A 24,908-nucleotide genomic window follows, 5' to 3' on the forward strand; every position below is an offset into this window, starting at 1 on the left:
GTATTGACATTAAGCTGTAAATAATCCATATACAAATTCATAATGTGATGCTGCAGGTACCGAATGCGTGATAAGAGAAAGAAATTCGTTGAGCTTGCAGAGGCCCGGGTAAACCGAGCAATCAAAGACGTCAGGCTGATCGGCAATCTAGCGAACAAGAATTCCTATGATTACACCGATGATGATGCGCGGAAAATATTCAGGGCGCTGCAGAAGGAAATAGAAGCTGCAAAGGCACGCTTCATGGGTGATGCAGGCGGCAGGGACAGCGATTTCAGGCTGGAGGACTGATGGCACATTCGGATATCAGGCTCCAGTTCCTGAGCAACGAAAGCGAAGAGGATGAAGGCATTAGTCACGCTGGCATTGAAAACTACCGTGCCAAGCCCTATGCCGGAGCGGCACGCGAACTCGGGCAGAACAGCCGCGATGTTGCGGTTTCTCTGCCGGTTCGCCTGACCTTTGACCTGCTTGAGATCCCCCTCGAGCAGATTCCAGACGGTCAGCGGCTGGCTGGCACCGTGGACCTCTGCCTCGCCGAGGCGAACCTGGATAACCGGGAGAAGGAAAGGGCGTTCTTTAACCACGCCCGGACGCTTCTCTCCGCTGGCACCATAAAGGTTCTGCGCATTTCCGATTTCAATACGAGCGGAGCACGCGGACCTGCCGCCCAAAAGGGAACGCCCTTCTATTCCCTGACGCGCGCAAATGGTGTGAGCACCAAGGAGCGGGAGGATTCAGGCGGCTCATTCGGCATCGGCAAGAACGCCGCGTTCGCTATCTCTGATCTGCGCACTGTATTTTATTCCACGGTCTATGGCGATGAGGGTGCGGAGAAGTTTCTCGCCCTTGGCAAGTCCATCTTGGTTTCCCATCACGATGAAGACGGGCGTCCCCTACGCCAGATCGGCTACTGGGCGCTTCCGCACTTCCGCGCAGTGGAGGACTCTTCCAATCTTCCACAGTGGCTACGCCGCGAAGAAAGGGGCACCAGTGTTTTCGTAATAGGATTCCGCGAAGAGCCCGACTGGCAACACCGCATTGCTAGCACACTCATTGAAAGCTTTTTTCCGGCCATTCACGAGGGACAGATGGAGTTCGCCGTCGATAAAGGCAAAATCTTCATCGGCCGCGAAACCCTGTCGCCACTGTTCCTAGCCCAAGAGATGCTGCAGGCCGCCGAGGCCAATGGCCATCGGGCGGAATTCGAGATTGCACAACAGCATTACCGCTGTCTCATATCTCCTGATGCAAAGAACCACGATGTCTCCATCCCGTCACTTGGGCGCGTACGCATCAGGGTGCTCGTTGAGAAGGGCCTGCCAAAGAAAATCTGCATTACACGCAACGGCCTCGTGATCACCGATAGCCTTAAGAACTTTGGTCTGCCGTTTGCGCGGTTTCCGCTTTACCAGGATTTCGTCGCGGTCATCACGCCCCTTGACAAGGAGGGAAGCGCTTTCATCAAGAAGCTGGAAGACCCAAAACACGAGGAGCTTTCACCCGAAGGACTCCCCGATGAAGTATCTCGCGAGAACGCAAAGCGCATTATCAAAAGGCTCGGCTTCGAAATTAAGAAAGCGATCGAGGCCGAAAGTTTCATCCAGTATGGCACAGAGGTTGCTGCAGAAGAAATGCGAGACTACTTCGCGGCAGAATCAGAGCCCAATCGGGAAAACCGCACGTCACCTGACGACGATCCGGAAACCATCCGGTACAAAATTGAACCTCGCAGAACAAGACAGCGCCCGCGCGCCATCATCGATGGTGATGAGGCAGTCACTGATCAGGAGGCGGAGCAGGGGAATGGTGGTGGACGAACGCCAGGCCCAGGACCAGGACCAGGACCAGGACCAGGGCCGCAGCCCGGGCCGGAGCCCAATTGGCCCGGTGGGCAATGCCCAGTTCGGCCGGTGCGCCTTCAGGATGTCCGCAATCTCATCCCACGGGGCGGGGCGCCGAACATGCGAAGCATCTATTTGACCCCCGACGCCGGTGGTGTTCTGACGTTGCGGCTCGAAGCGGTAGGTGTGAGCTACAACGAGCCACTGACCATTGTCTCGGCCCCAGGGGCGACAGTTGCCCGGGGCGAAGTCTCATTCTCAGTTGAGGCAGGCAGGCGCAGCCGCATCGATGTCGCTCTGTCGGAAGCATACGATGGTCCGGTTGAAATTCGCGCGTCACTGACTGCGGCCCCGGAGGCAATGGCATGAAGGTTGACGAACGCACGCGTTTCCCCCACCCGGTTCTCAGTGAGGACACCGGCGACTATCTTTCCGGCGAATTCCGTCTCGAGGTGACGGATGTCACGGAAAACGTCAGTGACCAGGTCATACTCGACTATACCGCCAGTCTGACTGAGGAAGGTCTACTTGGAAGAGTCGCTGACGGCAGTGCCGCAGTCGGCATATTTGTCACTTGCCTGGACACGTATTTTAATCGTGTCGTGCCACTTGGACTGTCCGGTGGCAGGTTTTCGTTTGATCCCGGTGTCCTTGTCGGCCGTGTCGAAATCCGACCGTTGATCTGGGCGCGAACACCGATCCCTGCCTTAACCATAGAAAACTGCCACCCGGAGTTTGGCGAAGGCGCGATTTCCCTCGATACAGGCGCTGTTCTGGCTTTCGGAGACTTGCAGGTCCTAAATATCGGCCGCGAAAAGCTTGCCCAGATGGACACGATCTTTTCTATCGTGCGCGACGATAGGCTGCCACCGGATCGGCTGTCTGTCAATCTTGATGCCGAGCGTATCCAAGTGCTCGTGGCCGCCAATGTGCACCAGGACCTGAACGTCTTGCGCGAGAAGGCTTTTGGCCCGCCCATTGTGCTGAATGGTGTGTTTCTTCCGGCCGTCATGCAGGTTCTTGACACGCTGCGGTGGGGGACCAGCGAGTATGAAGGGCGTCGCTGGCATCGTGTATTTACGGCGAAATGTGACCATCTTGGCATTGATACCACCAACCCTGATCTGTGGACCGACGCTCAGCGCCTTCTGCTTGACCCGTTCTCCGCCGTCAGAAAAGAACGAATGTTTTTCGAGGGATGAATGGCGCGCTTGACATACCTTTCCGTCCGCACCATTGAAACGTTGCGCGACAACATCGTGGGCAATCTTGACCGCTACACAACCACTGATTTCAGTGACCTGATGAGCGAGGGCGAATGGTCCATCGAGCTTGGTCTCGATGTCGATCTTGCCCCCCTTGCCGACCTTGATCCTGCCCGGACCGAAATCGAAAACTCGAAACTAGTGTGGCGTGTACTTGGCAACCTGAAGCCCAGTCTGGCCTACGAAGAAGGCATCTGGGCGAGACTGGCGCATGTCGAGTGCCTCAAATATGCCCGTCAGCGGTGGCTGGCCGGCATAACCGATCCCGCCGATCTCGAACAGAACATTGGCATCCACTTCTTTGCCCGCACCCTTAACATGCGCCGCGACGACAACGCCATCTCGCGGCTCTGGTACAACGGCCATATTGCGAAGCAGACCATTCCTGATGACCAGCTCCCGGCATTGGACGTGATGCTGCGCCGCGCGGATAGCCGTCTGACCTTGCTCGAACGCTCCCTTACCGGCAGTCGTCCAGCTCTTGCCTCAGGAGTTGTCCGTGCCGCCAACCACTTTCCCTGGATCAATGCAAGCCAGGGCAACTTCCGCAGATTCATGAAAACCGTAAATCTGCTCGGCGGAGGTAAGGTCTTTGAGGCAATGACGCCCGAAGACATTCATGACTTTATGGCGGTCTGCGCCACTCGAGCGGGAATGCCGGAGGAGACCAATGGACCCGCTTCGGTCGCATGACTCTTCCGCAATTTCAGCACTGTTAAGGCTTTCCGAGTGCAGGACAGGCGATGAGAATGTTAATCTGAGTGAAAACATGGTCGCTGACTCTGCAATGCAGGACCTTTCTATTGGGAGGGATAATATGAAAGGTCAGTGGCAGGGGCCGTTCACGGGTTATTCCACGGGTGAATTGACGATCGAGATCGACGAATACGATCATGCGTTCGCAGGCCTGTGTTTTTGAGAATGGCAACAATCGCTGTATTTACGTACTCCAGTTCAGGACAACTGATAAACGAACGAGCCAACAGCTTTGGCTGCCGATACAGTTCCAGCGTATCTCAGATACCACTGAAGTCACCCAGGCCGAACTCAACCAGGCCTTTCCCAACGTTAACTTCCCAGACCGCGCTAACATTGTACTCAAGCTCACCAACAAAGGGCTTCGCGTTACCGCGAACACTTACCAGGGTACACAACAGATCGGGGTTATCCGAGCACTTCTAAGAAGCGGGTCAGCAGACAAGAGGAGTAAAATTGCTGCTGACAAGAAAGTAAGGACATGGGACAAATTTAAGCTCATGGTAGGGAGACTGCCTCCAGACAGGTATATATTCAGAGGCCAGCCAGTTTGTAATCGACTTCGCACTTCGTTTCATAGAACGAGTCGTCGAGATTTGAACCAATTTCTAAGCATCGATATTCCACAACTGCACGCCATAGTTACATCGAAAACAAATCACTATTTTGACTTAAGGGACAACATTCAGAACGCAGCATTTTGGAACTTGCTGCAGCATCATGGCTATCCAACGCCCCTGATCGCACCGAATGGCTTAAAGATTTCCAGCAGCTATATTCTGTCGTTAACGTAAGGCCGCATTTCTCGATCTTGAATCCAATTGCCGTTGAAAACCCTCGCGCTCTTCCGCAGCAGGCCATATGCTCGATCACTACCGTTGATGATGTTGAAGACTATTTGGAGCGCTGCGGTCAGATCGCGAACAAGATCTATCTAACAGCATTTGAGCTGCCGTATGCAGATCGCGCCGCGGTTTTGGCAGAACTTAGGCTAATGGGCGTTGCTGCTGGCTCATTGTTCCCGGGTATCGATGGTGCATGCGAGGAAATGCGTTTGAAGAACTTTCGTCCGTGACAGGAATTCAACCTGAATGAAAATAATCCTTTGTTTAGGAACAAAATCAGTATATACGCGCAGATGGATAATTTGATGTTCAGTGCGGACCTAGGGACAGGGAATACTCGCCGGTCAAAGGAGCTCCAATCAACAGCTTGCGGCAGATCGAGGTTTATGACGGCGCATGACCATCAGTGGCCCATCGCGTCCTCACAAAATGCGAACTCAGTCTCCTGTCCCGAGTATATCTATAAAATATTTCCAATCAGTTCATACGAGTGAGTTAAAGGACACGTAAGGGTTTCCCACTCCATCACCCACAAACACCCGGTCTCGCAACAATTAAGGACGTGCGAGATCGAACGCTGAAACCATCTGACTCCTTGCCGTCGATTGCGGCGCGGATCGATTAAGCGCAAACTGGCCAGGCAAATAGGGAGGCTTACTATGACTGATCGAAGCGAACTCGAAAGCACCGTCCAGACAATCTATAAGGCTCGCCAGGATAATGACATTGATGCTTTGATGGCGTTTTTTGATCCCGCCTGCAGCTTTCGCATCGTCGGGAGCGATCGGTTAGGGTCAATGACACAGACAGTGGATGATTCAGAATCCCTGCGCATCGCTATGACAAGCTTTATGAACAAGTGGGATTTCTCCAAGCTCAAAACCACCAGCCTTCATGTTGACGGCGACACTGTGTTTGCTCATCGTTCCGGGCAAGTCCGTTTTATCCCGTCAGACGTGTGGAACAATACCGAGTTCATAGACAAGTTCACCTTCAAGGACGGACTGGTGGTCGATCTGGCGGAGTTCATCGATACGTTGCAAGTGGCGGAAACGATGGGCCTGGTCAAATCTTGACGGCGTAGCAATATTCGCTCGGATCGCGAAATGGCCCACACGACTTCCCGCCATGGATACCTATTCATCAAATTGGAGCAGTCTGGTAGCGCGCTTCACCCAGAAGCTGCCGCGGCTACCGAGCGAGTATTAACGATCACGCAGAGGAGAAAGGCGGCCCACCGCAAGTTCGCGGTACATCCTAAGTCGGGGCGTGACCTATCTGATGACCAGGCCAAAGACTGGCCCAATGCTAGTTCCAACAATGCAAAGCGAGCGAAGTCGAGTTATCGGCCCGGGACCAACGATGACCCCATTTGCGAGAGCGCAAAGGTTTCCATATCCCGGTTGAAGTTGGGGAGTGGGTTGCTCAGAAGGAGAGTGTCGTCGGGATAATGTAGGCGCACCGGACTTGGGGGCGTTCCATCTTTGATTATTTGAATTTGGCTCCGCACGGTAAATATCGGAGGGGAATAGCACGGCAGGACAACCTGGGCCGGGGCAATCAAAGCCCGCTGCACGGCCTTCTGAGGCAAGGCACAGAGCAGCTGCAACGTAGATCCATCTTGACCGCTGCCGCTTCGAATTCATTTTGCCACCTCTCTTTGGATACTGCGTAAAACGTCAGCTTCCCATATGCGCCAGTCGGAAATGCCCGGAAGTTGATCCAGACGTTCGCTCGCTCGCTCCTCATCCCATTCGACAAAACTCGTGACTACTGTGACGCAAGGTGTTGAAAAATAGATTCTCGTCATCGCAAGCGATTCAAGCAAGGCATCCCTACTGGCATTGCGTGAGGCTACCAGCTCGCCCTTTGTGGCCTTTTGTTCATCACTCAATCCTGACTTCTGTTCCAGCTTGGATATATCCATTAGCCTTCGCCATGAAACGATGTACTTCTGAAAAGATTTTGTTACGCTTTCCGCAATATCGAGGCGTCGCCCAGCCAAAGCTTTCGATTTTGCGGATTTGTCCTGCCATATCGGAAGCAATATGGAGGCAAATACCCCACCGGCTACTATCGTTATAAGCGATGGTACCCAGTCGGAAAGAAAGATCACAACGAACGATCTCTCGTTCAATGATTCAAAAAGCGAACCGAGCATCGCAAATAATCTCATTTATTGAAGAAATTCCCCGGCCTTTTATTCTACTCCCGATTATGTTCGCGCGCGAGATGTCACTTTAGATAAACGTGGCGGCTTATCTGGAGCTCCACGAGGTTATACTTTCTCGACTTTAACCGGTCGGCGCGTACTCATAAATCGAGCTTGATTGGCGCGGCTTGATCGATGTCCGCTTTGCCCCGATAGCGACCAATTCCCGCACCGCACCGAAATAACGCTATGTGCCAGCGACGGACTCATGCACCGCAGCAACACGTAGCTTTGTTCGATCCCCTCGTCGGGCTCCGTTAACAAATCCCGCCAGCTTAGGCTGGGCGCCGACAGCTATTTCTTGCGCGGATCGTCAGCCGGGTTGACGTAGTCAATACCTCCCGGGCCGGTGAATTGAACTTGGAGAACCGCTTCTACATCGGATGTCCGCTTGGGGTCATTCGCGACCGGGTTGAGCCAGCAGCAAGTTGGGCAATGTCCGCTATGCCGCCCGAAGCGGAAGTAAATTCAAATTGTGCAACCGATCGTCAAGGACGTATTGCCATTGCCATCATGAATACCATTCGTCCTGAAAATAATCCTTTGTTTAGGAACCAAATCAGTATACACGCGCAGATGGATGATTTGATGTTCAGTGCGGACCTAGGGACAGGGAATACTCGCCGGTCAAACCCAGCCCGAGCTTATAGCTTGTGGCAGATGGAGGTTTATGGCGTAATGCCCGCTTGAGTGATCGCCAGCAGGCTTGATTAATGAGTGAACTCTTCCATGTCGGACAATGCCCGAGTTGCCGCCAAGGATGGCTGATTCTGCAACGCAACCTCTCTAATCAGGACATTTACGCTCATTGCGAAGAGTGCGAATTGGGTTTCATCACGCCAGATGATCTCGTGCCACCATTGAATGGTTTTCTTACCGTCTTGGACAAATACGACTACGAAACAGAGAACCCCACCCAAGAAGAGATATCCCGCACTGTTTGGGCCAACTTCATTGTCAAAGAGGTTCCCTAATTCTTGCTCTACCTCATCGAGACCTGCAAGCTCAACGCAATTGATCCGTTTGCCTACCTGACCGCTACGCTCACCGCCATCGTCAGCGGTCACAAGCAGAGCCGGATTGAGGAACTATTACCGTGGAATTATGCGGTGACATAACGCGTGCCCAAAGACTACAGTCGGCCGACATGTTCGTCCGGAGTCGGCCCAAACCGGATATTCGTAATCAATGCATTTAACGGCTGCTTTGCGCCCCCTTTTCGGACGTTCGCGCGCCGCCGCAGTCTTCCTCAAATCTGCCGTTTGGCCTGCTGCCGGCGGTTTCGTGGACACCGAGATAAGGTGGTTGACGGAACTGGAGAGTGGGAATGCGAAGAGGAAGTTCAGCCGCGAGTTCAAGCTTGAGGCAGTGAGGTTGGTGAAGGATCGGGGCGTTGCAGTGGCGCAGGCTGCCGCGATCTGGATCTTGCCGTCGCGCGGCTCTTGCATTTATATGGATACTAATATAGTATCTGAAAATGGCTTCAGTAAACACCCAATTTTCGATTGCCGTCCACGTGATGGCGGCAATCGCACATCACGACGGAGTTTTCGCGTCGGAAGTTCTCGCGCGCAGCGTGAATGCGAACCCGGTTTTCGTTAAAAGAATACTCGTTAAACTCTCGAAGGCGAAGCTGGCTAAGACGACTGTTGGTAAGTCGGGCGGTTATGGCCTGGCACGAAGCCCAAAAAGTATTTCGCTTTTAGACATCTACTCTGCGGTAAACCCCCCAGATGCTTTTGCCATCCACACTTATCCCAAAAGGAAAGAGTGTATCGTGAGCTCTAACATCAAGGAAGTCATGAGCGACGTGCTGGTTGGCACTGAGGAGGCCGTCCATGGGCATCTGAGACAGACGACGTTGGCGGATGTCGTGTCCATAATCAGAGCCAGGTCCGGTTAGCTTTTTTCGCCCGGATTTTTTTGCCCTGAATAGATGCTTTAATAGTAACCAATACCCATCAAAAGGAACACGAAATGACGCAACTGAACGAAAAGTCCCCTGTGATTACCGGTGGCGCTACCGGAACCGGGCCAGCCGCTACACAGCAGGGCAAGGATGCGCCCACCGCCGTTCTCATCGGGGTGACCGGAGGACTTGGTCACGCGCTGGCCAGGCTCCTCGCGGCCGAGGGCTTCCGGTTGGTCCTCGCTGCGCGGCGAGAGTACGACGCCGCTGCGCTGACCGGCCGGAACGACGGTTCGGCGATTTACCAGAGCGCGGACGTCACGGATCCGGCGAGCCTAGAGAAGCTGGCGTCGGCGGCCTTCGAGCACCTCGGCCGGATCGATGCGGTGGTGAACCTCGCGGGCATCTCTCCGCGCAAGCCCATTGAGGACTACCCGACAGCCGATGTAGACGCGCTCATGGCGGTCAACGTGAAGGGACCCATCTTTGTAACTCAGGCATTCCTGCCGGGGTTGCGCAAGCAAGCCGGCGGCGGAGTGATCGTCCATCTCGGCGGCGCCATGGACGGCCGGGTAGCGCTACCGTTCATGAGTGCCTATGCGGCAACCCGCGGCGCGCTAGCAAGCTATGTACAAGGCGCCAACCGCGAGCTTGCCGGGACCAACGTGGTACTTTCGTTCTTTGGGCCCGTGCCCTCCAACACTGAGTCGGAGTCTCCATATTTCGACATGTGGCGAAAAATGGGCGTCGCCCTCTGCGAACCCAACGTAGTCGCGCGCGAAATCCTCGCAACCATCCGCAAGCGACGTCAGGCCCACGTCATGGGCGGAGGGCTGCTCAAGATGCTCACGCTCGCGAACGCCGTGTCGCCGTCCATTGCCGACGCAATTGGTCTGCGGAAATTTGGGAAGCTCATCAAGCAACATAGTCCACGCTGATCGGGGCGTGAGCATTGCGATGAACGCGTGGCCTGTCAGCCCATAGGACTGACAGTACCTTATAAGCTGTGGCAACAGCACACCCAAATGAAAGCATCTGATGTTCCACCTCATTTTCGGAATTCCCTGGCTGGTCGTCGTGGTACGATTCATCCAGCCACTGCCATGGATTTGGTCGGCAAAGGCAACCCTGGCGATCCTCTTGTTGGTAGCCTCGCAATATCATCTGGTTAGTCGCCTTTCTTCCGGCTCGGTCTTCGATCCGGAGTTTTCACGCCCGTTGATTATTGTTTTCAATGTCCTCTTCGGCGCGATTGTATTGCTTGCAGTGTTTCAGATTGCGCTGGATGTGGTCTCACTCGCGATCATCCCATTCAAGGGAGACTTCCCTTCTTCCCCGGCGAGGCTACGATATGCCACCGGAGTTTTGGCCCTTGGCCTGTCAGCGTACGGGGTTAGCCAAGCAGTCAGGGTGCCACCGCTAAACGACATAGAAATTCCCGTCGCTGGACTGCCTTCCGAATTTGATGGCTATCGGATGGTACAACTGACCGACCTTCACATCAGCCGTCTGTTCCCAGCCGCATGGACCAAAGAGGTCGTATTGAGGACCAATGCGCTCGATGCAGACCTGATCGTCATCACCGGGGATTTCATCGACGGTGACGTGGCCCACCGCAAAGACGATGTCGCACCGCTTTCGGGATTGAGGGCACGTGACGGTGTATACGCAATTCCGGGGAACCACGAATATTTCTTCGATTACCAGGAATGGATGGGCCACCTTGAAATGCTGGGAATGAGGATGCTGTCCAACAGCCACCTGATCCTCGAGAAAGGCAATGCCAGGATCGTGCTCGCGGGCGTGACCGACTTGTCCTCCCGTAGGCACAGCGCTCCGCCGCCGAACCTCGCCGGGGCGATCAACGGAGCTCCTGCGAACACTCTAATCTTATTGCTAGATCACCAGCCGATGATGGCCGAGAAAGCGGCCGCCGCTGGTGTGGCGCTTCAGCTGTCGGGGCATACACATGGAGGAATGGTTCCTGGCCTCGACCGCTTGATCGCGCGCGCCAATGGAGGCTTTGTTTCGGGTCGATACCAAGTCGGAGCAATGACCTTGTATGTAAGCAACGGAACGGCCCTATGGCCTGGGTTTGCGTTAAGGCTCGGTGTGCCATCGGAATTGACCAGAATCACCCTCCGCGCGAAACGAAGTGATTGGCAGGCATGCTGTTAGTGGGTTTTGCGCCTGTCGTCGAGGAAAGCGCAGGTGCATGCCTGACCGGATTCCAAGGTTGCGAAAGCGGCGGAAAGGATGCCTCAGCAACCCGTCAATCATTCGGTTTTCGTGTCTCGGCTGCTGCCGTGTTGGCGTACTGTTCCATCTGATCGAGCGCCGGCTGGTTCGCCTCGCCCCACTGGTAGAGCATTTCAATAGGCTGCGCGAAGGTTCGGCAGTTCTTCCTTTAGATGTAAAGACTATGAAGCTTTATTGGTTGACAACGGTGTCTTTAAACTGGCGAGAGAATGACACAGACTTGGATGGCCACGAACGGCAGTTTTTGGAAAGCTGTACGTGCCGTGGGAATGACTAAGATGGGGTCGTCAGCCGAACGCCGGCTTTCTCAACTTCTCGGCCCGAACCGGACAGTCCGTAGTCGGCCCCGAATCGGTTATTCTTTCAAGTCAGGGCTAGCGTCCGCTCCTGGCGCATAGTTGCCGCGTCCGTCATGGATGCGATCATGGGAATCGATCATAGAATTTCAGTCAAGGTGTGAGTGGCACGCCGCTTACGCTCTACCGAGTGCTTGGGAAGAGCTTCACGGTTTCCTGCCATTGGAATCTATTTACGAAGTGAGCAGTCGGGTAGGTCGCGTGCGCGTAGGCTGCCTCGCTATCACGCGAGTATTGCCACACCGCAAAAAACGACAACGCATGCCATGGCAATCAGAAGATAGAATAGCCTTGTGGATATGCGATCGAGCCAATTCCGCGGTGGAGCCGGCGGGTCAAAATCTTCGACGAGCACTTTTAGCTTGTGTTCCGGATCTGCCCATTTCACGCGTCTAAAATTGACGACCTGGTCGCGACTGCATAGCCAGTTTCTTTAGGCGTGTTTCTTCGTCGAACTGATATCGACGCGCACCTCGCCAGTTGGCTTGATAGTCTTCTTGGTCCATTGCCGGAGGATAGCTAACGCGATCTAGGCTCAGGTTTATTTGACCACTAAAATCTTAGTGGCTCTTGCTGAATTACTTCTGACCTTAGTGCCCTCGAAGTTAGGCAATTATCCCTAAGTCTTGAAATTAATCCTTTGTTCAGAGAAGCAAATCAGTTATACGGACCAAAGGTGATTTGCAGCTGACTGGCGGACCTAGGGACAGGGAACACTCGCCGGGCGCATGGGAAGAGCTTCACGGCTTCCCGCCTTGGAAATCTATTCACCAAATTCAGTTTGTCGGAATGGAGCAATGGTCAACGTGACACGAAGGTCGTCGGTTCAAATCCGACCCTGCCGCAACCAGCGCTCATTTGAGATGAATTACTTCATCAGGAGCGACTTGATCTGGTGGTGCGTCCTCCCTTGAACAAAGCGCTAGTAATGCCAATAGTGCGAACATCGCAACTAGCCCGGGGAGCATAACGTATCGCTGTCTCATCGCGCATTCCGTTGTGCTGAGACAAACCCATCATACCATTGTCCCGCATACCGCAGGCGGGTGCAACAGCTATGACAATTCAAAGATTAGCTAATCAAGCCGGTGCGGCGATGGCCAGAATAATAGCGATTATCAACAACAGCGGACCCATCCATTTGAAATGGTTTACGAGGTTTGCAAGCCAAGCGTTCTGGGCACCCTGCATTGACGGAAGCGAAAGGTAGCCGAAGCCTACCGCTGCCATCCCTTCATGCTATCGCGCTTCGCCCGTTAAATGTCACAATCGGGGTTGTGCCGGGCCCCAAAAGCAATGTAGTTTGCCACCTTGGTATAGCCTTGCTTTCATTGGAGCATTCGGAACAGATTTATGCCTGACTTTGGTCATTAGGGTAGTTAAATAGGGGATTCTCACCATGTCCAACGCGGTTAAAGATTCATCCGATACTTCCGAAAATCTCTCCAAGGGCCGGATTTTACTATTTGTCATTCCAATAATGGTCCTCGCGGCATGCGCTTCTTCCGAGAAGAAGTGGGTCCAAAGCGAAGATCCTGTCACACCTGCGGACAAGGATTTGGTGCAATGCAAGTATCAGGCCGCCGGTTCAACCGCCGCCTTAGCCACTAACAGTTCTGCCAGGAGCAAGGAAGAGGCCAATCTTGTTAATGCATGCATGCAGGCAAAGGGCTATAAGCAATAACACCCAAAGCGCGCGCCAAAAGCGCCTACGGTTGCGAGAAGCAGCTCGTACCAACCTAGAGCGCATTCCAACCTGCGATATCTATGAACGTCGCAAGACCTTGCAAAAAGGCTGCAATGGCCGCTGCCACAGCGCCGCGTGCGCTCCATTTGCTTTGAGTTCGCAGGGCAGTAGCGGTGGAACCCATATCTATGGGTCCTTCACTCTGATGTGGCGTCTTCACAGCAGACGACTTGGCCCAATAGAATGCCGCAAACGCCGCTGCTAAGATCGAAAACCATGTCGCGGCCAACCAAACCACGTAACCTACCATTCGAATCATCCTTTTGTTTCGGGCCGGAGCCTTGCATTTCCATGGCGAAAGGCAAGATCAGCCTTGACGGAGCCTTGAGAAATCAATGGCCAATCCAAAGTATTCCGACGATGTGAAAACCCGCGTTGTTCAGTGCCTGGCATGCTTCGATCCACCTTCAGTTGTCGTTAAATCCATCAAGGCAGACTTCGGTATCGATATCAGCGCCCAGGCGGTGGAGACCTACGATCCCAACAAGGTAGCGGGCAAAAGGCTTTCCAAACGCTTCCGCGAACTGTTCGAGGCTACCCGGAAGGCATTCCTCGAGGATACCGCGACGATAGCTATCTCACATCGCGCTGTTCGGCTTCGTGCTTTGCAGCGCATGGCGGAGAAGGCAGAAACACAGGGCAATATGGTTCTGGCAGCATCGCTGATGGAACAGGCGGCAAAAGAAGTCGGGGATAGTTTCACAAACCGGCGCGCTCTTGTTGGCGCTGACGGTGGCCCTGTAGAGGTGCGTACCCTTGCAGACTTCTACGGCAACATTAAACCCGGCGCTTCGTGACTTTTGGCTGGCACCGGCACGCAACCGGGTTCTCTACGGTGGCCGATCGAGTTCGAAGTCATGGGATGCAGCCGGGTTCGCCATCTTTCTGGCGACACAGTGCAGGATCCGCGTCCTTTGCGCCCGCCAGTTTCAGAACAGGATCGCCGAATCCGTTTATACCCTGCTGAAAATCCAGATCGGACGCTTCGGTCTGACGAACGAATTCATCATCACCGAGAATTCGATCAAGCATAAGCGGACCGGCTCGGAGTTCATGTTCTATGGCCTCTGGCGCCATATCGATGAAATCAAGTCGCTCGAAGGCATCGACATTTGCTGGATTGAGGAAGCGCACAATCTCACTGAAGAGCAGTGGAACATCCTTGAGCCAACGCTGCGCAAGGAAGGCTCGCAGTTCTGGATCATCTTCAATCCGCGCTTGATCACGGATTTCGTCTATCGCCGGTTCATCTCGAACACCCCGCCGGACACGATCAAGAAACAGATCAACTACGTCGACAACCCGTTTCTCTCTGCCACTATCCTCAAGGTCATCGAGGCGAAGCGGCAGGAGGATGAGGAAGAGTTCAGACACATCTACCTGGGTGAGCCCCTCACCGATGATGAAGCGGTCATCATCAAGCGGTCGTGGATCCTTGCAGCAGTTGATGCGCACAAGAAGCTCAAGATCGAGCCCACAGGCGTCAAGCGTGTCGGGTTCGACGTTGCGGATAGCGGTAATGACAAGTGCGCCACTGTCGCTTCTCATGGCTTCCTTGCAACGCACGTTGATGAGTGGAAGGCAAGAGAGGATGAGCTGCTGAAATCTGCGGGCAGGGTACATGCCATCGCACGGCAGCTTGGTGCATCAATCGACTATGACAGTATCGGAGTAGGGGCCTTTGCCGGCGCCCACTTTCAGGCGCTCAATCTCGAACACAAGATCAAGATTCCGTATTTCCGGTTCAATGCCGGGGGCGGAGTGCTCAATCCGGATCGTCGTATCGACCCAAAGGATCCGAAGTCACCGCTGAACAAGGATTTCTACGCCAACATCAAAGCGCAATCGTGGTGGGAAGTCTCGCGCCGGTTTCGGAACACCTTCAACGCGGTGGAAAAGGGCGAGCAATTCGAAGCCGACGAACTGATCGCCATTTCCAGTGAGTGCGATCACCTCGACCAGCTGATCGACGAGCTCTCGACGCCGCGCAAGGACTACGACAACAGCGGCAAATCAAAGGTCGAGAGTAAGAAGGACCTGGACAAGCGGGACATCCCGTCTCCCAATCTTGCCGACGCTTTCGTAATTGCCTTTGCACCTCGTACTTCGCACACGTTCACGCTCGCGCATATCAGTTAGGACTATCATGGGAAACGTCATCGCAATGGCTCGTGACAGCCTCGTGAGCTTTGTTTCCCGGCTGGGAACGGAGCGGGACAAGGCCGCGACGGTTTTCTATACGCAGCCCATCCTGACCGATGAACAGATCGTGGCGGCCTATCGGGGATCGTGGCTGCCGCGGAAGATCATCGATATTCCTGCCCTCGATAGCTGTCGCAAGTGGCGCGGCTGGCAGGCCGACGACAAAGTCATCGAGCTCATCGAGAAGGAAGAGAAGCGCCTGAATGTGAAAGGCAAGGTGCTTGAAGCATCGAAGAAGGGCAGGCTGTTCGGTGGCGCTGCTGTTTATATCGGTACGGGCGACAGCGATCCTTCACAGTCGCTCGATGTTGAGCGGATCGGCAAGACCGGCATCAAGCATCTCACTGTTTTGACACGCCGCCAGTTGAGGGCCGGCACCATCGATCGTGATCCGGAATCGGAATGGTTCAACCGGCCAGAGAATTATTATCTCACCGGGTTGAACGGAAAGCAGATCATCATCCATCCCTCGCGCCTGGTGCTTTTCAACGGAGCGATGTCACCCGATGACGATATCAGCGGCATGACACAAGGCTGGGGTGAAAGCATCCTGACTGCCACACTGGACGCTATCAAAAACGCTGACAGCACAGCGGGCAATATCGCCAGTCTGATCTTCGAAGCCAAGATCGACATCATCAAGATACCTGGGTTCACCGAGAATATCGGCAACAAGGCTTACGAGGATGCCATTCTCAGCCGCTACACCCTTGCGAACACCATCAAGGGTATCAACGGCACACTGCTGCTCGATGCCGAAGAGGAATATGAGAGCAAAAGCGCGCAACTTGCTGGTTTGACTGACATTCTCATGGCATTCATGCAGATCGTATCAGGCGCTGCTGATATTCCCGTCACGCGTCTATTGGGACAATCTCCCGCTGGAATGAACGCGACCGGGACAAGCGACATGAAGAATTACCATGATCGCATCCAGTCCATTCAGGAGCTTGAACTGATGCCTGCAATGAGCCGCCTGGATGAGTGCCTTATCCGCTCTGCCACCGGCACGCGAGACGAAGCAATCTATTGCGAATGGGCGCCACTCGAGCAAATGTCCGAGAAGGATAAGGCCGACATCTTCAAAACCAAGGCAGATGCTGCCCGAGCGCTTGTTGGTTCCAATTCCGGACAGGAGATCATTACCCGCGAGGCCTTGTCCGATGCCCTTGTGAACACCTTCACCGAAGACGGTAGCCTGCCCGGGTTAGATGGCTTCATTGATGAGTATGGCAAGCTCTCTGAACAAGACCCAACGGAAGCCGATCTCATCGCTGCGACGACACCGTCTCGCACTCCAGGGATGTAGAGTCAGCGCGGCGATTTGAGTTTAGGGAAAAAAATCAATGGAGAAACGCCCTCAAGATCTCCCAAAATTGCGCGCAGTTGACCATTGCCACCTTTGCCAATCCCGTTGCGGGAACACGCCAAAATCGGTCTCGAAAGTTGTTCGTCACTTTTGTTTCGGGTGAAGTCGCGAAAGCGAGGTAATAAGGCCAAGAATGCCCAACTCGCGCGCAAATACGAGTGTGAAATTGCGAAACGAGCCCTGGAATGATCGCCGCTCGAGATATCTGACCTGCTTGCGATGAGCCAAAGTGCCGCCTCGTGAGGATACCTCACTTCGCAGCAACCTGACCTGATTCACTAAAGCTGACATCACTTTCTCCGTTGGTTGGCGGCGAATTGCTGAACCGCCATCGCGAGTTGAGGATAACACCATGCAATTCACTGATACAGTCACGGTTGCGGGAACGCGCCGGCGCGACGACGGCTATCTCGTCGCTGACGCCCGGATCGCGCGCACTGGCATCCAGACCTATCTGGGCTGGGAAGTCGGCAAGCCTGACATGGCACAGGTGCAGGTTTATCGCCCCGGATCTGAAGTGTTCAGCGAGGATACTCTCAAGAGCGCTACACATCGTCCCGTCACGAACGACCATCCTGACGAGCATGTCACGTCCAGGAACTGGAAAGAATATGCGGTCGGTCAGACCGGCGATGAGGTAACGGGCGAGGGCATCTTCATCCGCGTCCCGCTCATGGTCAGCGATGAGAAGACCATCCTCGCCATTGAAGGCGGAAAGCAGGAATTGAGCGCCGGTTACACCTGCGACCTCGATTTCACCCCCGGCACTACGCCGACCGGCGAGGCCTACGACGCCATCCAGAAGAATATCCGTCTCAACCATGTTGCCATCGTGCAGCACGGCCGAGCCGGAAAACAGGTTCGCATCGGTGATGCGAGCGCATGGGGCGTTGCCCCGATCACCAATGATCAAAGACCAGAAAAGGAAAAGATCATGACCCTGAAGACGGTTACCGTCGATGGCATCCCGGTTGAAGTAACCGATCAGGGTGCCACGGTGATCGGCACGCTGCAGTCGCGGCTTGCTGATGCCAACACCAGGCTTGCGGACGCAGAGAGGGCACACCAGGTTGCCCTTGCAGCCAAGGACGCTGAAATTGCCAAGAAGGACGCAGAGATCGATGCGACGAAAGCTAAGGTGCTTTCCGATGCCGACCTCGACAAACGCGTTCAGGCGCGCGCCGATCTCATCACCGTTGCCAAATCAATCGCCAAGGATGTGAAGACGGAGAGTCTGACCGATGCGGCAATCCGCAAGGCTGCCGTTGTTGCGAAGCTCGGCGACGAAGCCGTGAAGGATAAGGCTGAAGCCTATATCGACGCTCGCTTCGACATCCTCGCCGAAGACGCAAGGAAGGTCGCTGATCCATTCCGCACCGTTGTGCAGAACGGCATCCAGACCTCCGACGGCGTCACCAATTCCAATGACGCTTATGCAGCAATGCTCGCTCGCGATGCCGCCGCATGGCAGGGCAAGAAGGAGACCGCATAATGGCTTTTCCAACCGTATCCTATTCGCGTGATACCCCAGCCGGCTATCCTGGCATGATTGCGAGCACGGAGCCGCATCACATCATTTCGATGGTCGTGAGTGGAACCTCAGGCAACATCCCCTTTGGCATTGGCGTCCTCTTTGACACTGTCGAAGACACGGTGAAACTGCCAACAGCGATCGGCAAGTTTGCCGGCGTAGCTGTTGTCGATCGCACGCTGCCCTATGCCAATGGCGAGGTCTACAAGCCTTACGATCAGATCAGCGTCATGAAGAACGGCTCTATCTGGGTTACCGCTCTTGTCGCCGTTGCCCAGGGCGATCCGGTCTACATGACCCCGCCGGGCGGGTTTACCAACGTGTCAAACTCTGCCGCCAACCAACTCATCGAAAATGCCGAATGGGCAAGCGTCACAGCTGGTACCAACCAGCTCGCACGTCTCCGCCTTGGCGCCACCAAGTAAGGAGAACGAGCATGTTCACCACTGACGCGCCCGCGCTGGCGCTAAACTTCCTGCGCACCGCGCAGAATTACATCGAGCCTGGTATTTACGCCCGCGAGTATCCGGACTTTCAATACCGCGAACTGGTGCCGGTCGATAACTCGGCTCCGGATTGGACTACCGCTATCGATTTCTTTTCGATGGGTGATGACGTTGGCCAGGCCCGTGAAGTGGCCGCGGACGGCGATGACATTCCATTCGTAGATTTCAAGCTAGACAGCGGCAATAGCCGGGTATTCATGGCTGGTATCGGTTATCGCTACAACCTCCAGGAGCTTGCGCATGCACAGGCGTATGGCATTCGGCTGGAGAGTGATCGAGCTGACGCGGCCCGTCGCAAGTACGAACTGTTTGTCGACAATGTTGCTTTCATGGGGCGCCCGAAACTCGGTATGACCGGGTTGCTCAACGCTACCAACGTTACTGCGTTGGCTGCCGCAAATGGTGCCTCCGGCACAGCCACCTGGACCACGAAGACGGCCGACGAGATCCTCGCCGACGTCAACAGCGTTCTGAGTGTCATCTTTACTGCCTCCAACGGCATTGAGCAGGCGAATACAGTCCTCCTGGATCAGGATCGTTATGCTCTCATAGCAACGAAACGTCTTGATGCGACCATGACAACGACGGTGCTTGAGCACATTCAACGTGCGAATATCTACACGCAACGTACTGGATTGCCTCTCACAATCCGCGCTGTCTTCGGACTGGAAACAGCCGGCGCCGGTAGCACACATCGATTGGCGGCATACCGTCGTTCCCCGGATGTCGTGAAGATCCACATTCCTATGCCACTCCGCTGGCTTCAGGCCGAGCAGCGGCTCCTGAAGTTCGAGGTGCCGGGCATTTTCCGGCTTGGCAGCGTCGAGATCCGCCGTCCTGGTGCCGTTCGGTACCTTGACGGGATCTGAGGAGAAAGACATGTCCAAGATCACAATCACAAACAACCGTCTTGGAGGCTTCGGCATCCCGGGCGGACCGGTCATCGCTGGCAACGGCGGCACGCTCGAAGTCGAGCAGAAGGATTGGGATGGTGTCAAAGACCATCCCGTCGTTAAGTCTTGGCTCGATGCTGATCATCTGATCGTCTCAGGCGCGAGGGCAGAGAAGAAGCAGGCTCCATCCGCTGGCGACGGTGACGAGGCGAAGACTGCGCTTGAAGTGCTTGCCATGGCAAACGCGACTGACGTTCCATTCATGTCATTCAAAGCTGCTGCTACCAAGCTCCTTGGCGAAAAGTCGCCCGCCAAGAAGGATGAAATCATTGCTGCCCTTGAAGAGCTCGCAACTCATCCTTGACCAACTGGCCCGGCGGGAAACTGCCGGGCATCCCCATTCGATCGGAGAAGACCATGGCCGCTTACGGTACCAAAGAGGCGTTCGTTCAGTATGCGACGGATCATGGTTATGTCTTTCCTGAAGGCGCCGCCGATGCGCAGATCGCAGCCGCCATGTTACGCGGCTCTCTCGTCATCGATCGCTATGAACCAAAGTTTTCCGGCGCTCGTACGAGCGGATATGATCAGGCTCGCGCATGGCCGCGCACTGGCGCTGTGACCTATTACAGCGAGAAAATCCCATCAGACGCCATTCCGGCGCCAATTGTGAACGCTTCCTATGAGGCTGCATTCCTCGAGCTTGTTACGCCAGGAAGCCTTTCACCTGTCGTGACCACAAACTCCATCGCCAAGCGCGAGAAGGTCGGCGAACTGGAAGTGGAATTTGCTGTGTCGAGCAGTAGCTCTTCCGCCGATGTTGTGGCAGCTGCTACGCCGGTTGTGACGGTGATCGAGGGCTTGCTCTGGCAGTTCATGCGCATGTGTATTCCCGGCATATTGGCAGTCTGATCCTTTTAAGGAACGTCGTCGTGTGCCACGATACCGCCTTCGCTTTCCAGCGTTGCGATACGTTTAGTATCTGACCGATTGAACTTTAAGCGAACTCCAATCCCGCCGCTGTCACTGTCTGGAATGAAAACGGCTCCGGCCTTTTCCAAGGCAGACTGTAGAGCGTCGATGTCCTCGTGCGCTGCGTTCTCGAGCCTACGCTCGAACATCTCAATGATTTCTTGGCTTACGCCGGAAGAAATTGCGAGCCGAGCTATACTGTATTCAACCAGAGCTCGGGCCGCACGACATTGAGAACTAGTGATCATAATGGATCTCCGTTTGCAGTCAGGATCGTTCAATGGGTGGGCAGGGTCAATCGTTCAATTATCCTCGCGCTCAAGCAAGTGCGCTGCGTCTCATTGACAATTTTGGTCAGGCTGGCTCGATCGTTCGCGACGTTCCAGGTTCCGGTCCTGAATGGGATCCGGGTGAGCCAGTTCCGACGGCATATCCATGCACGTTGGCCGTCCTCAACTTCGACAACAAGGACATCGACGGCACGCTGATCAAGGCCAGCGACAAGAAGGTCTACATCGCCTCAAAGGGCCTGACGATTGTTCCCGAAACCACTGATCGACTGACGATCGGCGACATCTCGCACACCATCATTCGTGTCATGCCGCTCAATCCGGCCGGGGTTAATGTCTATTTTGAAGTTCAAGCGAGGGCGTAACGCATGCTGAAACGCCTTAGCGCGCGCGAGAAGTTCGAACAGCTCATTGCTGATTATGAACCGCTGCTTCGGAACGCCTTCCTCGAGAGTATCCGCGACATCAAGTCGAACATCCAGATCAAGCGGATTGTCGAACGGCTGGAGCGCAACGATATCGCCGGTGCCATTGAAGCGCTGTATCTCGATCAGTCAGCTTTCCGTCCGCTCGATCGCGCCATTGCCCAGGCATTCGAAGGCGGCGGCGTGGCTGCCGTCACAGACATGCCGACGCTTCGCGATCCGAGCGGGGCAAAGCTCGTTGTGCGCTTCGATATGCGGAACTATCGCGCCGAGGCATGGTTGAGAGAGCATAGCGCCGGCCTGGTCAATGATATCATCGCCGATCAGCGCAATGGTATCCGGACATTCCTGACCGAGGGGCTTGAGGCTGGCAGAGGTCCGCGCGCCGTGGCGCTCGACATCGCAGGGCGGGTCAACCGCGCCACAGGAGCCCGCGAGGGCGGAATCGTTGGCCTGACAGCGGCACAGACCAGATATGTGGCGACGGCGCGTAGCGAGCTTATGTCGAACGATCCGGAGCAGCTGAAGCGCTACCTGACCAGAAACCGGCGGGACAAGCGCTTCGATGCAACGGTGCGAAAGGCCATCAAGACTGGCAAGCCCATCCCTGTTGCAACCATCGACCGGATGACGACACAGCAATATGCGAACCGGCTGCTACTCCTTCGCGGCGAAACCATTGCCCGGACCGAAACGATGGGCGCGCTCAACGCAAGCCAGATGGAAGCCTATCAGCAGCTGATCGACAGCGGGGCAATATCGGAAACAGTTGTGCAGCGGGTCTGGCATACCGCCCGAGATGGCCGGGTGCGCGATAGTCATCAGGGGATGGAAGGGCAGACCGTTGGTTTCAGGACACCGTTTCAGTCTCCTCGCGGCCCGTTGCTGCAATATCCAGGCGATCCGAGCGCTCCGGCATCGGAAATCGTCAATTGCCGGTGCCGTATGAGCATCAAGACCGACTTTCTCGCGGATATCGACTGATGGCCGTCTCCAACGTCTCTTTCGCCTCTCAGGTCGAGGAGTGGGTGAGAGACACCGAAAAGCGCATGATCGCGGTGTTTCGGACCTCGGCGAGCATGGTCATTGCTGAGATGCAATTGACCAACAAGCAGGGCGGCTTGAACCGTATCGACCTTGGAACACACCTCGCATCGCTGCAGGTCGGCATCAACACGCCACCGCAGAAAGCGATCAAGAAGGCCAAGGATACGACGGACAGGTCATTCAATATGGGTGCGGTCGACGCGATCATTGCCGGGGCTGAAATCGGCGACACGATCGTGGCGTCCTACGGCATGGCCTATTCGCTCCGCCTCGAATACGGATTTGAAGGAACGGACAGCCTCGGGCGGTCGTACCATCAGCCGCCCTATGCTTTCGTACGCACTGCGGCGCAGCGATGGCCCCAGATTGTCGAGAAGGCCACGGAGATGGCCAAGGCTCGATCAGCAGCAAGGAATGGATGATGGCAGCCACAACGATTGAAGGGCGCATCCCTGAGGCCCTGCTGGCGCATATGGCGGCATTGGTGCTGTCACCTGCATTGCCGGTGGCTTATCCGGACATCGCTTTCACGCCGCCGGCAGGTCCATATCTTCGGGTCTATTTCATCCCGAACGGCACGGAACGCCTGTTCATCGGCAACGGCGAACCGAACCTTCATCAAGGCATCCTGCAGGTGACGGTCGTTTTTCCGGCCGGGAAGGGCGCGGTCAAGCCGAATGATGTTGCCGGCGCTATCGCCAACCATTTCGGTGAGGGCACCAAATTGGCCATTACCGGCGGTTTTGTCCGGATCGACAAGCGGCCGAGCATCGCACCGGCCATGCAGGATACCGATCGCATTCAGATTCCAGTCTCAATCAACTGGATTGCCTACATCTGAGGCAGTGCCGTTCCCGTCCCTTCGGCAAGGACATTCAGAGCATAGGAGGCCGATATGGCCACTTTATACCCGGTCGCCGGATGCAAAATCTACATCGGCCCCGCAATGGACCTTCCTAACGGCGATGTCGATGCCGCCGATTTCACCTCGGTTGTGTGGCAGGAAATCGGAAAGTGGACCCAGATGGGTACGTTCGGCGATGCCGCTGCGCTTATCACGACGCAGGTCATCAGCGAGGCCCGCGACATCAAGCAGAAGGGCACGCGCAATGCTGGCCAGATGCAGAACGTCTTCGCCGTCGACGCCGCCGACCTCGGTCAGATCGCGTTGATCGCAGCTGAAAAGACCAACCTCAACTACCCGATCAAGGTTGAGCTCAACGACAAGCCCGCCGTTGGCGCAGCGCCGAAGAATTCGCAGCGCTTGTTCCTGACTCTCGTAACCAGCGCTCAGGAAGCTGGTGGCGCCGCAAATACGGTGCAGAGCCTGAACTCGACCTTTGAAATCAACTCGAACATCGTGCCCGTTGCTGCATCGGCAACGTAAGGGAGTATCAAAACATGGCAAAGAATGAAGCGGGCACTGCCCCGTTTGACCTCGCATCGCTCGATACCGTCGTGCAGGCGCAGGAACAAGGCATCGAGGTCGATATCAAGGGCGTGGATGGCAAGACGCCGCTCGGCTTCTCCATCCGCGTTGCCGGCCCGGACAGCGAGCGTTACCGCAAGGCTGTCGATGCGATCACCGACGAGTACCTTGATCGCGAAGACGCCGGCCCGACCACAGCGGCCGAACTCGATCGCCGCGGCCTGCTGATCCTCAGCAAGGTGGTGATTTCGTGGGGATCGATCACGCTCGACGGCGCCGATCTCACCTGCACCGAAGAAAACGCCCGCAAGCTCTTTTCCCGGTTCCGGTTCATCCGCGAACAGGTTGAGCGGAAGGCCGGCAAGCGTGCGGCTTTTACCAAAGGCTGATCCTGGAGCTCTGTCAGGCTCTCAAGGATCAGCATGCCAGGCGTCAACCCACGATCCCCATTGCCGCGCGTCACCTCTGGGTCTGGTTCAGGCAACTGGACCGGGCCAGATGCGGCAACGGCAATGGTCCCAACCCCATCGGGCATTCGGAAATTGACGCATGGGCACGCCTGCGCCGGTTGACGCTGGATCAATGAGAATTGGACGCCATCGCGGCGATGGACACCGCCCGGTTGAACCTGCTGCATACCAGAATCGAGCAGGCGTTAGAAGGCGAACAGGTATCGTCCCGGCCGATGTCAACGGCTCTGTTCGATGCACTGTTTAGCGGCGGGGCGAGTTAGAGGCGAGCTGTGCCGCATCTCTCATCCGCCCGGACGGCGCGCTTGTGAAACCCTGTTCAGGTCAGCCTCGGTGATATGCCCTTGAACGATGCAATTGCTGATAACGATCTGATCGTCGGCACTTAGATTGCCGTCCATAATTGCTTCCATTCGCGATTGGCATCTTGCAGATGCCGCCCGCCGCTCATTGATCAGAGTACGCTCTTTCTTCGCAGAGTATTCCGACCAAGTGTAGTACCCGCCGCCTGCGATCACCACGACGCAGGCGACGGCGATCAACCCTTTCAGCCATCCGTCCATACCCACTCCTCTGGAAAG

The 24,908-nt window shown here is 55.4% G+C and carries 29 protein-coding genes and 2 pseudogenes; 29 read left to right on the top strand and 2 right to left on the bottom strand.

Translation table 11 applies throughout. The annotated features are described in order from the left end of the window. The first annotated feature begins 63 nt into the window (after positions 1–63). From CU102_RS12595 to CU102_RS12630, 7 genes are all read left to right on the top strand, one after another. A complete protein-coding gene (locus tag CU102_RS12595) occupies positions 64–291 on the top strand; it encodes a hypothetical protein (protein WP_106711450.1) in 228 nt (75 codons plus the stop codon). Then, complete coding sequence (locus CU102_RS29855; protein ID WP_166648497.1) at positions 291–2,213, top strand: hypothetical protein; 1,923 nt, start codon at positions 291–293, stop codon at positions 2,211–2,213. The genes CU102_RS12595 and CU102_RS29855 overlap by 1 nt, the downstream gene beginning before the upstream one ends. Beyond that, positions 2,210–3,046, top strand: coding sequence for a hypothetical protein (locus CU102_RS12605; protein WP_106711451.1), 837 nt, complete (start codon positions 2,210–2,212; stop codon positions 3,044–3,046). The genes CU102_RS29855 and CU102_RS12605 overlap by 4 nt, the downstream gene beginning before the upstream one ends. Beyond that, entirely contained in the window at positions 3,047–3,802 is a 756-nt protein-coding gene (locus CU102_RS12610; protein WP_106711452.1) for a DUF6339 family protein, read from the top strand. A gap of 563 nt (positions 3,803–4,365) precedes the next feature. After that, positions 4,366–4,659, top strand: a complete 294-nt coding sequence (locus CU102_RS31130) for an FRG domain-containing protein (RefSeq protein WP_425351545.1) — start codon at positions 4,366–4,368, stop codon at positions 4,657–4,659. Beyond that, positions 4,566–4,940 (top strand): hypothetical protein, encoded by a 375-nt coding sequence (locus tag CU102_RS12625; protein WP_166648494.1) that lies wholly within the window; start codon positions 4,566–4,568, stop codon positions 4,938–4,940. Before CU102_RS31130 ends, CU102_RS12625 begins: the two co-directional genes overlap by 94 nt. Before the next feature lie 429 nt (positions 4,941–5,369). Next, positions 5,370–5,786 (top strand): nuclear transport factor 2 family protein, encoded by a 417-nt coding sequence (locus CU102_RS12630; RefSeq protein WP_106711456.1) that lies wholly within the window; start codon positions 5,370–5,372, stop codon positions 5,784–5,786. A 566-nt stretch (positions 5,787–6,352) separates the two neighbouring features. On the opposite strand, the gene CU102_RS12640 is transcribed toward CU102_RS12630, so the two are convergent. Further along, on the bottom strand, positions 6,353–6,886 hold the full coding sequence (locus CU102_RS12640) for a hypothetical protein (RefSeq protein ID WP_133624612.1): 534 nt from the start codon (positions 6,884–6,886) through the stop codon (positions 6,353–6,355). A gap of 749 nt (positions 6,887–7,635) precedes the next feature. Here CU102_RS12640 and CU102_RS29410 point away from each other — a divergent pair. From CU102_RS29410 to CU102_RS31135, 22 genes and pseudogenes are all read left to right on the top strand, one after another. Beyond that, the gene (locus CU102_RS29410) at positions 7,636–7,896 is read left to right on the top strand and encodes a hypothetical protein (RefSeq protein WP_133624614.1); all 261 of its coding nucleotides are present in this window, start codon (positions 7,636–7,638) and stop codon (positions 7,894–7,896) included. Positions 7,897–7,908: 12 nt separating this feature from the next. Then, positions 7,909–8,040 (top strand): annotated as a pseudogene (locus CU102_RS12650) (transposase domain-containing protein); the annotation flags it as partial. Between the two features lie 196 nt (positions 8,041–8,236). After that, positions 8,237–8,335: pseudogene (locus CU102_RS30990) on the top strand (transposase); the annotation flags it as partial. A gap of 64 nt (positions 8,336–8,399) precedes the next feature. After that, positions 8,400–8,825, top strand: coding sequence for an Rrf2 family transcriptional regulator (locus tag CU102_RS12655; protein ID WP_106711460.1), 426 nt, complete (start codon positions 8,400–8,402; stop codon positions 8,823–8,825). Positions 8,826–8,899: 74 nt separating this feature from the next. Further along, positions 8,900–9,769, top strand: coding sequence for an SDR family NAD(P)-dependent oxidoreductase (locus CU102_RS12660; protein WP_106711461.1), 870 nt, complete (start codon positions 8,900–8,902; stop codon positions 9,767–9,769). A gap of 100 nt (positions 9,770–9,869) precedes the next feature. Next, complete coding sequence (locus CU102_RS12665) at positions 9,870–11,009, top strand: metallophosphoesterase (protein WP_106711462.1); 1,140 nt, start codon at positions 9,870–9,872, stop codon at positions 11,007–11,009. A 1,836-nt stretch (positions 11,010–12,845) separates the two neighbouring features. Next, positions 12,846–13,130 carry a hypothetical protein gene (locus tag CU102_RS12670; RefSeq protein ID WP_106711463.1) on the top strand — a complete coding sequence of 95 codons (285 nt, stop codon included), beginning with the start codon at positions 12,846–12,848 and terminating at the stop codon, positions 13,128–13,130. Between the two features lie 398 nt (positions 13,131–13,528). After that, positions 13,529–13,990, top strand: coding sequence for a DUF2280 domain-containing protein (locus CU102_RS12680; RefSeq protein WP_106711465.1), 462 nt, complete (start codon positions 13,529–13,531; stop codon positions 13,988–13,990). Beyond that, a complete protein-coding gene (locus CU102_RS12685; protein WP_245425317.1) occupies positions 13,950–15,332 on the top strand; it encodes a PBSX family phage terminase large subunit in 1,383 nt (460 codons plus the stop codon). The genes CU102_RS12680 and CU102_RS12685 overlap by 41 nt, the downstream gene beginning before the upstream one ends. A gap of 7 nt (positions 15,333–15,339) precedes the next feature. Further along, the gene (locus CU102_RS12690; RefSeq protein WP_106711466.1) at positions 15,340–16,704 is read left to right on the top strand and encodes a DUF1073 domain-containing protein; all 1,365 of its coding nucleotides are present in this window, start codon (positions 15,340–15,342) and stop codon (positions 16,702–16,704) included. A gap of 412 nt (positions 16,705–17,116) precedes the next feature. Further along, on the top strand, positions 17,117–18,256 hold the full coding sequence (locus tag CU102_RS12695) for a DUF2213 domain-containing protein (protein WP_106711467.1): 1,140 nt from the start codon (positions 17,117–17,119) through the stop codon (positions 18,254–18,256). Continuing rightward, complete coding sequence (locus CU102_RS12700) at positions 18,256–18,720, top strand: structural cement protein Gp24 (protein WP_106711468.1); 465 nt, start codon at positions 18,256–18,258, stop codon at positions 18,718–18,720. The genes CU102_RS12695 and CU102_RS12700 overlap by 1 nt, the downstream gene beginning before the upstream one ends. 11 nt (positions 18,721–18,731) lie before the next feature. Next, a complete protein-coding gene (locus CU102_RS12705) occupies positions 18,732–19,670 on the top strand; it encodes a DUF2184 domain-containing protein (protein WP_106711469.1) in 939 nt (312 codons plus the stop codon). Positions 19,671–19,680: 10 nt separating this feature from the next. Continuing rightward, a complete protein-coding gene (locus CU102_RS12710) occupies positions 19,681–20,058 on the top strand; it encodes a hypothetical protein (protein WP_106711470.1) in 378 nt (125 codons plus the stop codon). A 53-nt stretch (positions 20,059–20,111) separates the two neighbouring features. Continuing rightward, positions 20,112–20,606, top strand: coding sequence for a DnaT-like ssDNA-binding protein (locus CU102_RS12715; RefSeq protein ID WP_106711577.1), 495 nt, complete (start codon positions 20,112–20,114; stop codon positions 20,604–20,606). Between the two features lie 340 nt (positions 20,607–20,946). Further along, a complete protein-coding gene (locus tag CU102_RS12725; protein ID WP_106711471.1) occupies positions 20,947–21,321 on the top strand; it encodes a hypothetical protein in 375 nt (124 codons plus the stop codon). Between the two features lie 3 nt (positions 21,322–21,324). Continuing rightward, the gene (locus CU102_RS12730) at positions 21,325–22,365 is read left to right on the top strand and encodes a phage minor head protein (RefSeq protein ID WP_106711472.1); all 1,041 of its coding nucleotides are present in this window, start codon (positions 21,325–21,327) and stop codon (positions 22,363–22,365) included. Then, a complete protein-coding gene (locus CU102_RS12735; protein WP_106711473.1) occupies positions 22,365–22,850 on the top strand; it encodes a hypothetical protein in 486 nt (161 codons plus the stop codon). Before CU102_RS12730 ends, CU102_RS12735 begins: the two co-directional genes overlap by 1 nt. Beyond that, positions 22,847–23,269, top strand: coding sequence for a DUF4128 domain-containing protein (locus CU102_RS12740; RefSeq protein WP_166648499.1), 423 nt, complete (start codon positions 22,847–22,849; stop codon positions 23,267–23,269). Before CU102_RS12735 ends, CU102_RS12740 begins: the two co-directional genes overlap by 4 nt. Positions 23,270–23,323: 54 nt before the next feature. Further along, positions 23,324–23,815, top strand: coding sequence for a hypothetical protein (locus CU102_RS12745; RefSeq protein ID WP_106711475.1), 492 nt, complete (start codon positions 23,324–23,326; stop codon positions 23,813–23,815). 14 nt (positions 23,816–23,829) lie between these two features. Further along, positions 23,830–24,246 (top strand): hypothetical protein, encoded by a 417-nt coding sequence (locus CU102_RS12750; RefSeq protein WP_106711476.1) that lies wholly within the window; start codon positions 23,830–23,832, stop codon positions 24,244–24,246. A gap of 2 nt (positions 24,247–24,248) precedes the next feature. After that, positions 24,249–24,443 (top strand): phage tail assembly chaperone, encoded by a 195-nt coding sequence (locus CU102_RS31135; RefSeq protein WP_425351546.1) that lies wholly within the window; start codon positions 24,249–24,251, stop codon positions 24,441–24,443. 168 nt (positions 24,444–24,611) lie between these two features. Here the strand turns inward: CU102_RS31135 and CU102_RS12760 are convergent, their stop codons facing one another. Then, positions 24,612–24,890, bottom strand: coding sequence for a hypothetical protein (locus CU102_RS12760; protein WP_106711477.1), 279 nt, complete (start codon positions 24,888–24,890; stop codon positions 24,612–24,614). Positions 24,891–24,908: the final 18 nt, after the last annotated feature.

Origin of the sequence: Phyllobacterium brassicacearum, assembly GCF_003010955.1 — a bacterium.
Lineage (GTDB): Bacteria > Pseudomonadota > Alphaproteobacteria > Rhizobiales > Rhizobiaceae > Phyllobacterium > Phyllobacterium brassicacearum.